Source organism: Klebsiella pneumoniae subsp. pneumoniae HS11286, assembly GCF_000240185.1.
Classification (GTDB): Bacteria; Pseudomonadota; Gammaproteobacteria; order Enterobacterales; family Enterobacteriaceae; genus Klebsiella; species Klebsiella pneumoniae.
The window spans coordinates 1405005-1418934 of the sequence record NC_016845.1 but is presented as its reverse complement, the minus strand read 5'-3'; the positions used below and the strand labels follow the sequence as shown (position 1 = coordinate 1418934).

The window sequence follows — 13930 nt, the reverse complement described above, 5'->3', positions numbered from 1 at the left end:
ACATCATGGATAATCTTGGTTATGTCAAAGGGACGTTGTTCGCTGGGTTATTGATTACAGTAAACCAGGGTTGGGCAGCTAATGCTACAGCGCCAGTCAAAGTCAGTAACTATATTATTCCTTCGGTATTTGCTAACGCGTTATATCAGGGCATGTCGGTCCCTGTTTTTATTCGTTATGAAGGCGATAATAGTACCCAACGCAGTCAGCAAAAAATCGCTGATGCCATCCTGACCATCAAGGATAATGAGTTTCGCCTGAATCAGATCGCGCTCAGCGATCTGCCGGAGCGAACCGAACTATCACCTCAGATTAAATCATTGCTCAACGAGATGCAGGATAAAAGCATCGGCGACGGTCAGCGCGTTTATATCAACAAAGACGCCTCACTTTCACTTGATACGCGTTCCTTTTATCTCGAGCTGACGGTTAACCGGGCAGCCATGCAGGCCGCTATTTTGCCGCGTACCAATATGCTTGGAGAATCTACCGCCCAGAATCTCTCGAGCGTGCTGAATTACTCGATGGGGAGCTATTACAACAAATATGAGAATACCGATAACGCCAGCAGCTATCTGACGCTGGATAATACCTGGTCGCTGCGGGAACACCATCTGAACTTTAACGGTTCTCTTTACGGGATAGGTACCGGCAACCAGGAGAGTAAACTGTATCGCTCGATGTACGAACGTGACTATCAGGGACGCCGCCTGGCAATGGGTATGGTGGATACATGGAATCTGCAATCGATTGCCAGCATGAGCGCCCTGAATTCCAGCCGTATTTACGGCGTCAGCTATGGCAATAAAAGCAGTTCACAAACGCAGGACAATACGCTTGCTCTGGTGCCCGTCACGGTGTTTCTCCCGGCCGCTGGTGAAGTACACGTCTATCGTGACGGCAAACTGCTCAGCATTCAAAACTTCTCGATGGGTAGCTACGAGCTCGATACGTCGCGTCTGCCATTTGGCATCTACAACGTTGATATCCAGGTGGTAGTTAACGGGCGCGTGGTCAGCAGCCGGACGGCGAACATCAATAAAACGTTCGCCCGTAAATCGAGCGTGACCGGCGATCTCTCGTGGCAAACCTTCGGCGGCAGCCTCGAATACAACAAGATGGACTATCGCCACAAATACAACATCAATTATGGCACAAAGAATACATGGATAGCCGGGATCGCCGCGGCAACCAGCCAACCCTGGCTTTCCGGCGTCAATCTGAAAACCACGCTCTACGGTTTTGACACTAACGGCGTCAATGAAACGGAAGCGAACGTTATTTTCAACGACGCGTTCAGTTTTAACCAGCAGGGGCTGCTCGCTACCGACGGCAGCTGGCAGAGTACCTCCACCTTTAATATGAGTTTACCCGACGGTTACGGCAACCTGTGGGGGTCGCGCCAGTACAGTTCCATCGGTAACGCGCTCCCGATGCAGCAGAATGACTACGTGACCATCGGCGCCAATGCCAATCTGCGCAAAATCGCGCCGTTCCTCGGTACGCTGAGCGTCAGCCGAACCAATAACAAATATACCGGCAGCACCTATACCAACGTCGATTACGACCAATCGCTGTTAGCCAATCGCTATGCGACCGTGTCGCTGCGCGCCGGTATTCAGAACTATCAATACAACAACCATGAAAATCTGCGTGATAAGTACGTCAATATTGATGTCTCTATCCCCTTCTCTACCTGGCTCAGCACCGGCGTGTCCAGCCAGAATGGAAACATGCTGGCGAACGCCACGCTGCGCAAAAGCTTTGACGACAGCGCTATTACCCAGGTGGGAGCATCGGTTTCGAAGCAGATTAAACAGAATAAAAATGACGATAGCCGCTATCGTTCCGACGATTACGCCGCCAATGGTTACGTCAGCTATGACACCAAATATAACGCTGGCACCGTCTCCGTTAGCCGCTCATCGCAGCACAGTTCAAACTACAGCCTGAGCTCGCAGGGCAGCCTGGCCTGGACGGAAAAAAATGTTTATGTCGGCAAAGGCACTCAAACCGCAGGCCTGGTGGTGAATACCAATTTCAGCGGCAAGGGGAGGATGATGGCGCAGATCAACGGCCAGAACTACCCGCTGACCGGCAAAAGCAACTTCATCAGTCTTCCGCCCTACGCCGAATACAAGGTGGAGCTGATGAACGACAAAAATTCGGAAGACAGCGTCGACATCGTTAACGGCCGGCGGAACAAAGTCGTGCTCTATCCCGGCAACGTCAGCGTGATTAACCCGGAAATCAAACAGCTCGTCACCGTATTTGGCCGGGTGAAAGATCGCCGCGGTGGTTACTACGCCAACGCCGATATACATAACCACATTGGTAAAACACGCACCGACGAACTCGGCGAGTTCGCCATGGACGTTGATAAGCGCTATCCGGTGATTACCCTGGTCGATAAATTCGGCGGTATTTGCGAAGTGGATTTGGATCTGCGAGAAGCGAAAGGTGCCGTATGGGTCGGTGAGATCCCTTGTGAGATCCAACAACAAACGGCATCAGTGACTGGAGATATTAAGAATGTCTATTAAACCCCAGGCCATCATGCTGCTGGCCGGCTGGCTGCTAGCCGCGCCGGCTATGGCACTTACCGCTACTAACGACGGGAGCGGCAGCAACACCTATATGTTTATCGACAACGATGTCGATGATGAATATTTCATCACCACCAGCTCCCTGTCCCCGCGCTTCACTGGAGCCAATATCTGGACGAAATATAAAACGAACCAGCGTAGTCTGGGATACATGGGCAACTCAGGCTGGAGTTACAGCAACCGCTATTTTGACCTCTGGATAGACAACTCCCCGATTAACCAACCGTTTCTCGGGCTCCGCTGCATGTCAACGGGCGCGAACTGCCCGGCTTCGGGCTATATCCCCGCCGATGTACTCGACAAAGACGGCTTCTATCACGCGATGTCCGGCAACAGCGTGGCCAATGGTTACTACGGCGCCGGGGTGCTGAGTCAGTCGGCATATGAGTATTTTCGTAATCGGCCGGTGGGAACCATCGATAATTTGCAGTTGAATCTTTGCTATATGGACTCCAAAGCTGATTATGACTTTGCTTCCGGCGTTCGCTGTAAAGATCTCCCCAGCGGAGGAAAGTGGGTTTACTACACGATGAACCTCGAAAAGGTCTCGCATCTGACCTTAAACAGTACCGGCGCGATGGCGGAAGTGTGGATTGCCAGCGACGGTACGCCAAGCGTCAACCTCGGCTCTGAATTGTGCCAGATGGGGGTGGTAGGGAGCGCTTCGGGGATCATTTGTAAAATGGTGTCTTACAGCTTTCAGGAAACCAAAACCCTCACCACTTCGCTTGATTTCCGGATGGTTATCGATACGACGCTGCTGGGATTTTCCCCTTCTTCGTCTGACGTCAAGTACAGCGGTGATGGCGCCAGCTGGACCAATTTCGGCTCGACTAGCACCTATAACAAGGTCTTCAAACCGTCAGGGGAGTACATCTATGTCTTTCTGTCCAACGCTTTTTTCAAAAAAGCTCTCAAGGCGGGCACAGATTTAACCAACAAAGATGAGCTGTTCACCTTTTATTTTGATAACTCCGTGACTCCTCAATCAGGTTATTATCAGTTTACGCCATCAACACTAATTAACATCATCCCGCGTGAATACGGCATCAGCATTATCGCCAGCGACGGGAGTGCTCATCCAAAAGCATCTGGCAAGATCGGTAGCGAAACGCCCATCACCTTTGAGTATAAAGTTACTACCTCCGCGTCGCGTCAGGCGGACAGCATCACCGCCCAGGTGACTGGCGACGCCATCAACATATATGGTCAGCCATACTGTCTGTTTACCTCAGCAGACGAGACGCTAAAAGTGCCGGTCCCGGCCTTCCTCGAATGGACTTCCGCTGCCGGTAACGCGGTAAGAGTGCGCAACAGCTGCGGTGAAAACCCCGTTGATATGACCAACGCCGCCTGGGTTCAGACGGCCTGGAACGCCAACGTCAACGATGGTTTCTTTTTTACCACCACGCTGAAACTGCTGTTTCCGATGGATGACTCGCATTCACAGTTCACTACTGATGGTCATGACTGGATGGGAACCGTCAGCGCCACCGGGGATGTAAAAGTGACCGCCACCTGGGTTGGCGTCGATCGGGGGGTATGATGAAGAAAATGCTTTTCATCGGATTGTGCGGGCTGTGTATTCAGCCCGCTTCCGCGGTGTACTTTGATTCCATCATTTATGATATGGATGCCAGTAAAGATTTTATCTCCCGGCCGTTAGTCAATGATACAAGCAGCAATAACTTATATACCATCTCGGCTTACAAAATCGCCAGGCCGGGCAACGGTAATGAACGGCCGGTGCCCGGTCAGGACAAAGACCTGGTCTGGTCGCCGCTGCAGTTCACCGTACAGGCCAATGGCCAGGAGTATTTTAAACTCTATTACCGTGGGCCTGGAGATGACATTGAGCGATATTATCGGGTGATCTTTAAAGAAACGCCCGTCACGGTTTTTCCCTGGCGCATGGAGCAGAAAAAACTGAATATTGTCCCTTCGGTATCGATGAGCACCATTCTCATTGTTCGCCCTCGAAAAACGCGTTTCCAGTATGAGATCAACGAAGCCACGGGCACCATTAAAAATACCGGCAATACCTATTTCAGAGTCATTCTCCAGAAAGGTTGTAATGGTGATGATGAAAGCTCTACACAGTTTTATATGCTGCCAGGGGATAGCTGGACAGGCCCTGAGGCGAAGAATAGCAACAGGAAATATATCGTCGCATTAGGCCGTTATCATAAATTAGGTGATGGCTGTTTCATGGATGCGCCGGGTTAATCACGGCTAATCCAGCGCGGGGATAGTATGCCTGAAGCGCAGATTGCGCAGGCGATTGAGCCCGCCGAACTTCTTGCATAAAGAGTATTGAAAGCGGTAGACGCTGCGGGTATCGCACGCCATGATACGGGCGATATCCTGGCTGGAATGCCCCTCTGCAAGCAGGCACAGCGTCTTCATTTCATGCTCCGTCAGCGACGGTGTGCGCCTGCACAGAAGGTTCCGCCCCAGCATAACGCGTTTTATTTTATTAATTAAGTTGCTTAAGTCACTATTCACTTCCACTACTGCCCAGGAAAACCCGGAACGCAGCCTCCAAAAATTAGCCATTGGCAGCATGTTTTTATCTGCTATCAGAATGATTTTCAGACCACTATCCCGCAATTTCCTGGTCCAGCACTCATTCAGAAAGTACAATATATTTCCCAATGAAAAATCCACCACCACTATACCTTCAGGTACAAAACAGGTGAGTTCACGGAAAACCAGATCATTTACTGCCCGTTTAAAAAAATAGTTCCTGTCTGGCCACACAGAAAATTTCTTCTCTCCACAGAGAGTGCGCTCTATTTTATTTTTCGCTTCAATCCGGCAGTTTAATCCACAGGCGATACATTTAATCTCACAGTTACACCCTCTCATTATAATCACCTCGCAAGTCATTAAAAAATTTAGTAAAGATACATAAGCAATATCAAACACTCTGTAAACAATAAACCCAAGGTGTATTTTATTTACTATAAAATAATAAAATAAAGATTAATGTATAATACCCTTGCACAAGCAGATAAATATCAACGCAAGCAATCAAAAGTTTAAAAAAAAACTGAAATTTAACCTCATACTGTTCCTATGTTTAGCTGCCATGCTTATGCATTACAGCTAATAAATATCATATTTATTATTTTGATGCCTGTCAGTAAAGATAAACGTGATATGCAAACCAGCGGCTAAATCAGTCTGGGCCTGCTGTCGGAGCGATGGAGGATGTGAAGAGTAAATAAAATTTGTTTCTGCCGTAGCGAACTGTGCGAGGAATGCCTGAATCATTGTGAATTCAGCATGAACGTTGCTTATAGGGATAAGGATCCCCGCCGTAGCCCGATAAACACGTCTAAGGGTTGCCAGCTTATCCGGTGTGGAAGAGCGCAGCCATAGAGGTGGATCCTGCAGGCTATCATAAATGACCTCTGGTCAGCCTGGCGCGAAAGCGCGGGAACGCGCGAGAAAACTATTAATAATCAGGGCTTCTCTCCCGCCCCGTTAACGCGCATCCTTTTGCCGTTTCATATTCTCATTAGCGCAGGAGGCGCAACAGACCGCCTGCGCCCCATTTTTTCTTTTATGATTAAGGATGATATCCCCATGAGGCTCACCACCGCGGTTCTCGCCCTCAGCTGTGCCCTGGCAACGATCACCGGCTGCACCTCGTCAAAATCGTCACCGGAACGCCATGCCTACGCCTTCGTCGCCCACCGCTCCGATTTTGTCGGCGGCAACTTCACCGTCAACCGCCAGGAAAATTACCGTTTAAACCTGCCGACCTTTACGGCGATGTATGCCCGCGGACAGCAGGATAAAGCCGCTGGCATGAGCGAAAGTGATGCCCGCCGCACCGCGGAAGCCATCAAACAGCAGGCGGCGCAGGGCACCCGCACCGAGCACGCCTTCACCGGCAATGCCAGCGACAAATGGGATAATGCGATGGAAAATAAAGATGCCGTCCTGTTCGGCAACGAGCTCTCCGGTGCCTATCTCGACGGCTATCTTGGGGTGAAATAATCCTGCGCCCCGCCTGCGCTCAGCGTTCGACGCTGACCCAGCGCTGTTCCTGATGGCTTTTGACGATCGCCTCGATGATGTACATCACATCGGCGCCGTCGTCGAAAGCGGCGAAGCGCCGGGCCCCGGCCGCCGGCATCTTCCCGGCGCGCACCGCCTGATAAAAATGCCCCATCATATTCTTAAAGGCGTCCGGCCAGCCCTCAATGTGGCCGCCGGGGTAATGGGCGCTGTCAGCGATTTCCGGCCGCAGCAGGCTCGGGTCATCGCTGAGCAGGCGATCCGGCTGCTCGCGGTGGCCGATCCACAGCCGCTGGGGCACTTCCTGATCCCAGGCCAGAGAACAGAGGCTGCCGTTAATCTCCACCGCCAGACGGTTTTTCCGCCCGGCGCTCACCTGAGAGACCATAAAGCTGCCCTTGCTGCCATCGTCAAAACGCAACAGCACCGAGCCAAAGTCCTCGGTATCGACAGGCCGCGTTTCATATGCCTGCGCCTCGTGAACGGCGCTGAAGGTCGCTTTGCCATTGACCGGCGCTTTACGCGTTGGCCAGACGATAGACAGATCCGCCATCACCTCGACAATCCGCCGACCGGTCATAAACTGCACGGTATCGCACCAGTGGGAGCCGATGTCGGCCACCGTCCGCGACGCGCCCCCCTGCGCCGAATCGACCCGCCAGTTGTAGTCGGTCTCCAGCAGCATCCAGTCCTGTAAATAGCTGCCGTGCGCCGCGAAGATTCTGCCGACCTCGCCATGGCGGATCATCGCCGCCGCCTGCTGGACCATAGCGAACTGGCGGTAGACGAAGCTGACGCCATGCACCACGCCGGCCCGGGCGGCAAGCGCCACCAGCTCCCGCGCCTCCTCCGCCGTCATACACAGCGGTTTTTCGGAGAAGACGTGCAGCCCGGCGGCGAGGATCTGCCGGTTAATCTGGGCATGTAGATGGTTGGGCGTACAGTTATGCACCACCTGCAGCCCCGGATGGGCCAGCAGCGCCTCCACGCTGTCGTAGGCATGGGCAATGTTCAGCGCTCGCGCCTTGCGCTGCGCCGCCTCAAGGCGGCTGTCGCACAACGCCACCACCTCGACATCTCCCAGCCGCCGCAGCGCCTCCAGATGCGCCGGGCCAATAAACCCTGCCCCGATAATCGCGACCTGAATCATGTTACTCCCTCCCGCCGGCGGCAAAGTCATCGAAGGCCCGTCCGGCAACGGGAATGATATGGCGGCGGATAAACTCGCTGCCCTCGCGCGCGCCGGTCTCACTATCCTTCAGGCAGCACTCCCACTCCAGCACCGCCCAGCCGGCAAAATCATATTCGGTCAGCTTACTGAACACCCCTTTGAAGTCGATCTGCCCGTCGCCGGGAGAGCGGAAACGCCCGGCCCGCTGCTGCCAGGGCTGGTATCCACCGTAGACGCCATTGCGCCCGTTGCGGCGAAATTCGGCGTCCTTGACGTGAAACGCTTTAATACGCGCATGATAGATATCGATATAGGTCAGGTAGTCCATCTGCTGCAGATGCAGGTGGCTCGGGTCATAGAGCATATTGCAGCGCGGATGGTTATCCACCAGCGCAAGAAAACGCTCAAAGGTCACGCCATCGTGCAGGTCTTCGCCGGGGTGGATCTCATAGCAGACATCGACCCCCTGCTCGTCGAAGAGGTCCAGCAGCGGCCGCCAGCGCCGGGCCAGCTCGGCAAAGGCCTCATCCAGAAGCGGCTGATTGTGCGGCGGCCACGGATAAAAAAAGGGCCATGCCAGCGCCCCGGAAAAGGTCGCGTGCGCCTGCAGCCCCAGGCGGCCGGAGGCTACCGCCGCCTGGCGCACTTTCTCCACCGCCCAGCGCTGGCGCGCCTGCGGATCGCCATGCAGCGCCGCCGGGGCAAAGGCGTCAAACGCCGCGTCATACGCTGGATGCACCGCCACCAGCTGTCCTTCAAGGTGAGTGGACAGCTCGCTGATCACCAGCCCATGCTCCGCCAGGATGCCGCTGACCTCGTCGCAGTAGGTCTGGCTCGCCGCCGCCCGCTCGACATCAAAAATCGCCGGGTGGTTGCAGGGGATCTGCAATGCCTTGTACCCCAGGCCGGCGGCCCACTGCGCTATCCCCGCCAGGGTGTTGAACGGCGCCCGCGGCCCGATAAACTGCGCCAGAAAAATGCCCGGTCCCTTAATCGTTTTCATACCCCCTCCTGAAAAATTAGTGCGGCTCTTTCTCGTTGTACTGGAAAGAGAAAAGGAAAATCAGCGCGATAACCGCGGCGGCCACCGCCGGGATCCACCAGAAGGTCACCCAGGCCTGAGGCACGCTCTGGCCGGCCACCAGATGGTTATACAGCGCGCCGGAGATCTGCGAGCCCAGCAGCATGCCGATCCCGTAGGTGAACATCACAATCATGCTCTGCGCCTGGCCTTTTACCTTCTCGCCCGCCACGCGGTCGGTGTAGATAAAGCCAACGACAAAGAAAAAGTCATAGCACACGCCGTGCAGCAAAATGCCCAGATAGAGCAGGAAGCGCCCCTCCTCGCTGACTCCGAGAGCGAAAAAGGCGTAGCGGACGAACCACGCCGCCATGCCGATGAGCAGCATGTATTTCACCCCGAGGCGACGGAACAGCAACGGGATCACCAGCATAAAGACGATCTCTGACATCTGACCGAAGGACATCGCGGTGCTGACATCTTTGACGCCGGCATCCGCCAGATACGACGCGGTATAGGCGTAATAGGTGCCTAACGGCACGGAAATTAAGGTGGCGCAGAGGGAGAAAATCAGGAAATGGCGGGTTTTCAGCAGCGCGAAGGCGTCCGCGCACAGCAGGTCGCGAAACTGAACCGGCATGCCTTTGGCCGGCGCCGGGGTGTGCGGCAGCGTCAGGCTGTAGAGCGCCAGCGCGACCGAACAGAGCGCCGCCAGCGTGAAGATGCCGGTGGTATCAGAGATACCGGTCACCCCGATGCAGATCCCGGCGATAATCCAGCCGATGGTGCCGAACACGCGGACCACCGGGAAGGTTTTATCGACATTGGCCAGGCTGTGGAAGGCGATATTGTTGGTCAGCGCCAGGGTCGGCATATAGCACAGCGTATAGCCGAACAGCAGGCCAATCAGCAGGGCGCCGTTCTGCGCCACCAGCGCCTGCGGGACAAACCACAGGATCGCCGCCCCGGCCAGGTGCATCACCGCCATCACCTTCTGCGAGGCGAAAAAGCGATCCACCAGCATCCCCAGCACAAAGGGAGACAAGATGGAGGCGATCGGCCCGGCGGAGAACGCATCGCCGATCAGCAATGACATCTCATAGCGGGTCATCACCAGCCCCAGGGTCACCGACCAGCTGCCCCAGATAAAAAACTGCATAAACATCATTAACGACAGCCGCGGCACCAGAAAACGGTGGCTCACGCGGACACTTTCCCGACCTTCTGTTGTTGTGACCATGTTGCTCGCCCTCAGAAAAGTAATCGATTACAAAACCACTCAAAAACAAAAGTAATCGATTACAAAAAGAAGATCGCCAGGCAAATGCGCCGCCTGCGAAGAGGATCACAATAAAAAGGCAGGCAGCCCCGCCGGACGGCGGGGCATCTCGCTTACGCCGGGCGGCGCAGCAGTTTGAAGGCGATAAACAGGAACAGGATCCACACCGGCAGCAGGATCGCCGACAGACGCATGCCGTCGATAGTGCACATCAGCGCCAGGATCAGCCCAAGGAAAGCAATGCAGAAGTAGTTGCTGGCGGGCGCCAGCAGCGCTTTGAACTTCGATTCGCGCCCTTTGCGGCGCTGGGCGGCGCGGAACTTAAGGTGCGCCATACAGATCATGATCCAGTTCAGCAGCAACGTCGCCACCACCAGGGCCATCAGCAGCCCCAGCGCTTCATGCGGCAGCAGGTAGTTCAGCACCACCACCAGCGAAGTGATAATTCCGGAGAGCAGCAGGGAGTTCACCGGCACGCCGCGCTTGCTGACGCGGGCGAGAAATTTCGGCGCATTACCCTGCACCGACAGGCCGAACAGCATCCGGCTGTTGGAGTACACGCCGCTGTTATACACCGACAGCGAGGCCACCAGAATGACGAAGTTCAGCGCGGAGGCCACCAGGTTGCTGTCCAGATTATGGAAAATCATCACAAACGGGCTGCTGTCGGATTTGATCTCCACCCACGGGTAGAGCGCCAGCAGCACCACCAGCGAACCGATATAGAACAGCAGGATACGATAGACCACCTGATTGACTGCTTTGGGAATGCTCTTTTCCGGGTTTTGCGCTTCGGCGGCGGTGATGCCGATAAGCTCCAGCCCGCCGAAGGAGAACATGATCACCGCCAGCGACAGAATAAGTCCGTGCCAGCCGGTGGCGAGGAAGCCGCCGTGTTTCCACAGATTGTCGAACCCGGCTTTGCTGCCGCCGTGGCCGCCGAACAGCATCCACAGGCCGAAGGCAATCATGCCGATAATCGCCAGCACCTTGATCAGCGCGAACCAGAACTCCGCTTCGCCATACAAGCGTACGTTGACCAGGTTGACGGCGTTAATAATGATGAAGAAAGCCGCCGCCCAAACCCAGGTGGGCACGTCGGGAAGCCAGTACTGCATATAGATCCCGGCGGCGGTCAGCTCCGCCATCCCTACCAGCACGAACATCACCCAGTAGTTCCAGCCGGAGAGAAAGCCGGCGAACGGCCCCCAGTATTTATAGGCAAAGTGGGCAAAGGAACCGGATACTGGCTCTTCCACCACCATTTCGCCCAGCTGACGCATGATCAGAAAAGCGACAATCCCGGCCACGGCGTAGCCCAGTAAGACCGCCGGACCGGCCATCTGGATAGCGGGACCAATGCCGAGAAACAGGCCGGTGCCAATGGCGCCGCCAAGGGCGATAAGTTGAATGTGTCGGTTCTGTAAACCGCGATGAAGCGTCGGGCCACTTTCCGTGACGGTCTCCGACGACGTTGACGCGTCTTTCACGTCGTTCCCCTGTGTGTTTTTGTGAAGGGGCACCTTTTATCACTTAGGGGGGATTGTCGCAAGTTGCGTGGGGCGAGCGTCAGCCGCCCGCCCCGCTTTTTTTAGCGTCAGAAGTCGTAGCTCATTGAGACGCGGACGGTACGCGGATCGCCTTCGAACAGGTAAGTACCGGTATCGTCAATGCCAGACCAGTACTTCTCGTTGGTCACGTTGGTCACCCCGACGCGCCAGATCATTTCGTTCTGGTCGGCGTTCAGACGCATACGATAGCGCAGGCCTAAATCCAGGGTGGTGTAGCTATCCAGCTTCTTGGTATTGGCCGCATCGGCATACTGCGAGCCGCTATGATTGACGCGCGCGGTGGCGGTCAGGCCTTCCACCGGCTTGATGTCATATTCGGCGCCGAGTACCGCGTAGAAGTTAGCCACCCCGATGGCATCTTTACCGTCGGTTGCGCCTTCAGCGGTTTTAGTCTGTTTGGCATCCAGCCAGACGGTACTGGCGTTAAGACGCAGTCCCAGCATCGGCTCGCCAAAGACGTTCATCTCTACGCCGCGGTTACGCTGCTCGCCGTCGAGGCCGTAATTGCCAGCGGTATCGGAAATGGCGTTCGGTTTTTTGATTTCAAACAGCGCCAGCGATCCTCCGATCGTACCGTAGTCGATCTTGACGCCCACTTCGTCCTGCTTCGAGTGCGCGATCCCGGTACTCTGCCCGGCATTGGCCGCCGTCGTCGGCGCCACAGAGCCCGGCTGCAGCGCTTCGGTATGGTTAGCATACAGCGACAGCTGCTCCCACGGCTTGTACACCAGGCCAAACGTCGGCATCCAGCGGCTTTGGGTATAACGCGAAGAGGTATCTTCCAGCCCGGTGGCGTTGCTGTAGTTGCGCACAACCACTTTCTGATGACGAGCAGCGGCGGTAAACAGCACTTTATCGTTAAAGAAGCCGAGGGTATCACTCAGCAGCCAGCCCTGCGTACGGCTGCGCGAGGTGACCAGCGGATCGTGGTAGTTGCCGCCAAAATAGGCGTTATCCGGCATCGCCACATCATGGTTGTCATAGATATTAGTGGTCGGGTTCCTGGCCGACATCCGCCAGGCGGTCGCATCGGTATGCACCTGCGCCGCATAGCCGAGGTTCACCTTATGCGAAATCGCGCCGGTATTGAAATCGCCGCGTACCCCGCCCATGCCGCTGATCGCGTCGATAATGCGGTTAGTATCCAGGCGGCCCACCGTCGCATCGCCGTTTTTATTCAGAAGCTTCGGCGCGCTGTAGGTACCAATTTCATGCGAATGCTGGCCGCCGAGGGCGCTGTATACCGTCCAGCTATCGGTCAGGTCATATTCTGCCTTCGCCATGCCGAACTCGCTTTCAATATCGCTATAGCCCCACTTCTGGCTGTAGTTTTTGCTGTTGTCCGGCAGCGCCGGAATGAAATCCACGCCGCTGATATTGACGCCCATCGTACCGCCGTGGAACGTTTTCTTCTGATAGCCGAAATCGAGCGAGGAGCGGAAACGGTCGCCGCGGTAATCAAGCCCCAGCGAAGCCAGCGTGGTACGGCGTTTATCATTATCGATAGCGCCTTCACCCTCGCGGTGCACCAGGTTGACCCGGGCGCCGAACTGGTTGTTGTCGCCGAAACGGCGCCCCAGGTCGAGGGTGCCGCCCACCTGAGAATCAGAGGTATAGTCGACGCCAACGCGTGCGGTCGGCAGATCTTCCGCCCGCTTCGGCTCGAGGTTAATCATCCCGCCGACGCCGCTGCTGGCCGCGCCGTTAAGCAGGCTGTTAGCCCCTTTGAAAATTTCAACGCGCTCCAGCATCTGGGTGTCCATCACCTGACGCGGCACCACGCCCGCCAGGCCGCCCATCGTCATGTCATCGCCATCGAGCTTAAACCCGCGGATTCGATAGGTCTCGGCGAAGTTGCCGTAGCCCTGTACGGCCTGCACGCCAGCGTCGTTACTGACGACATCGGCGATAGTTTTCGCCTGCTGATCCTGAATCAGCTTCGAGGTATAGCCGATGACGTTAAACGGGACGTCCATCGCTTTTTGTTCGCCAAGCATCCCCAGACGGCCGCCGTGGGCGATCTGGCCATCGAGGAATGCCGGAACCACCAGGTCGCCGCCGGATTTAAAATCGCTGGTTTCGTTAGCCTCGACGATGAGGGTCTCTTCGCCAGGCTGCTTCGCGGCGGCAGCGTCCGCGGCCATCGCCGTTTGACTGGCGGCGCCGATGGCTAAGGCCAGCAGCGTTTTACGCAGCGGGAAGGATGAATAGTGCGTGGTGTGCATAATTTGCCCCATGGATGAGGATAAATGA

Annotated in this window: 11 protein-coding genes; 4 read left to right on the top strand and 7 right to left on the bottom strand. The window is 55.6% G+C overall.

The features are described from left to right. The first annotated feature begins 5 nt into the window (after positions 1 to 5). Genes KPHS_13660 through KPHS_13640 form a run of 3 tightly spaced genes read left to right on the top strand, consistent with a single transcriptional unit; the run spans position 6 to position 4832 of the window. Positions 6 to 2543 carry a TcfC E-set like domain-containing protein gene (locus tag KPHS_13660; protein ID YP_005225666.1) on the top strand — a complete coding sequence of 846 codons (2538 nt, stop codon included), beginning with the start codon at positions 6 to 8 and terminating at the stop codon, positions 2541 to 2543. After that, positions 2533 to 4152 carry a hypothetical protein gene (locus KPHS_13650; RefSeq protein YP_005225665.1) on the top strand — a complete coding sequence of 540 codons (1620 nt, stop codon included), beginning with the start codon at positions 2533 to 2535 and terminating at the stop codon, positions 4150 to 4152. The genes KPHS_13660 and KPHS_13650 overlap by 11 nt, the downstream gene beginning before the upstream one ends. Further along, positions 4149 to 4832, top strand: coding sequence for a hypothetical protein (locus KPHS_13640; protein YP_005225664.1), 684 nt, complete (start codon positions 4149 to 4151; stop codon positions 4830 to 4832). Before KPHS_13650 ends, KPHS_13640 begins: the two co-directional genes overlap by 4 nt. Positions 4833 to 4838: 6 nt before the next feature. Here KPHS_13640 and KPHS_13630 read toward each other — a convergent pair whose 3' ends face one another. Both KPHS_13630 and KPHS_13620 read right to left on the bottom strand, forming a co-directional pair. After that, entirely contained in the window at positions 4839 to 5534 is a 696-nt protein-coding gene (locus KPHS_13630; RefSeq protein YP_005225663.1) for a LuxR family transcriptional regulator, read from the bottom strand. Positions 5535 to 5714: 180 nt separating this feature from the next. Next, positions 5715 to 5882, bottom strand: a complete 168-nt coding sequence (locus KPHS_13620) for a hypothetical protein (protein ID YP_005225662.1) — start codon at positions 5880 to 5882, stop codon at positions 5715 to 5717. A 315-nt stretch (positions 5883 to 6197) separates the two neighbouring features. Here KPHS_13620 and KPHS_13610 point away from each other — a divergent pair, with 315 nt between their 5' ends. After that, a complete protein-coding gene (locus tag KPHS_13610; RefSeq protein ID YP_005225661.1) occupies positions 6198 to 6614 on the top strand; it encodes a putative lipoprotein in 417 nt (138 codons plus the stop codon). Between the two features lie 19 nt (positions 6615 to 6633). Here KPHS_13610 and KPHS_13600 read toward each other — a convergent pair whose 3' ends face one another. From KPHS_13600 to KPHS_13560, 5 genes are all read right to left on the bottom strand, one after another. Continuing rightward, positions 6634 to 7785 carry a putative NADH-dependent dehydrogenase gene (locus KPHS_13600; protein YP_005225660.1) on the bottom strand — a complete coding sequence of 384 codons (1152 nt, stop codon included), beginning with the start codon at positions 7783 to 7785 and terminating at the stop codon, positions 6634 to 6636. 1 nt (position 7786) lies between these two features. Then, positions 7787 to 8809, bottom strand: coding sequence for a putative xylose isomerase-like TIM barrel (locus tag KPHS_13590; RefSeq protein ID YP_005225659.1), 1023 nt, complete (start codon positions 8807 to 8809; stop codon positions 7787 to 7789). Positions 8810 to 8825: 16 nt separating this feature from the next. After that, positions 8826 to 10031 carry a putative nucleoside H+ symporter gene (locus KPHS_13580; protein YP_005225658.1) on the bottom strand — a complete coding sequence of 402 codons (1206 nt, stop codon included), beginning with the start codon at positions 10029 to 10031 and terminating at the stop codon, positions 8826 to 8828. A 188-nt stretch (positions 10032 to 10219) separates the two neighbouring features. Beyond that, positions 10220 to 11596: a putative phenylalanine-specific permease gene (locus tag KPHS_13570; RefSeq protein YP_005225657.1), complete on the bottom strand. Its 1377-nt coding sequence runs from the start codon at positions 11594 to 11596 to the stop codon at positions 10220 to 10222. 107 nt (positions 11597 to 11703) lie between these two features. Next, a complete protein-coding gene (locus KPHS_13560) occupies positions 11704 to 13902 on the bottom strand; it encodes a putative TonB-dependent receptor (RefSeq protein YP_005225656.1) in 2199 nt (732 codons plus the stop codon). Positions 13903 to 13930 lie beyond the last annotated feature (28 nt).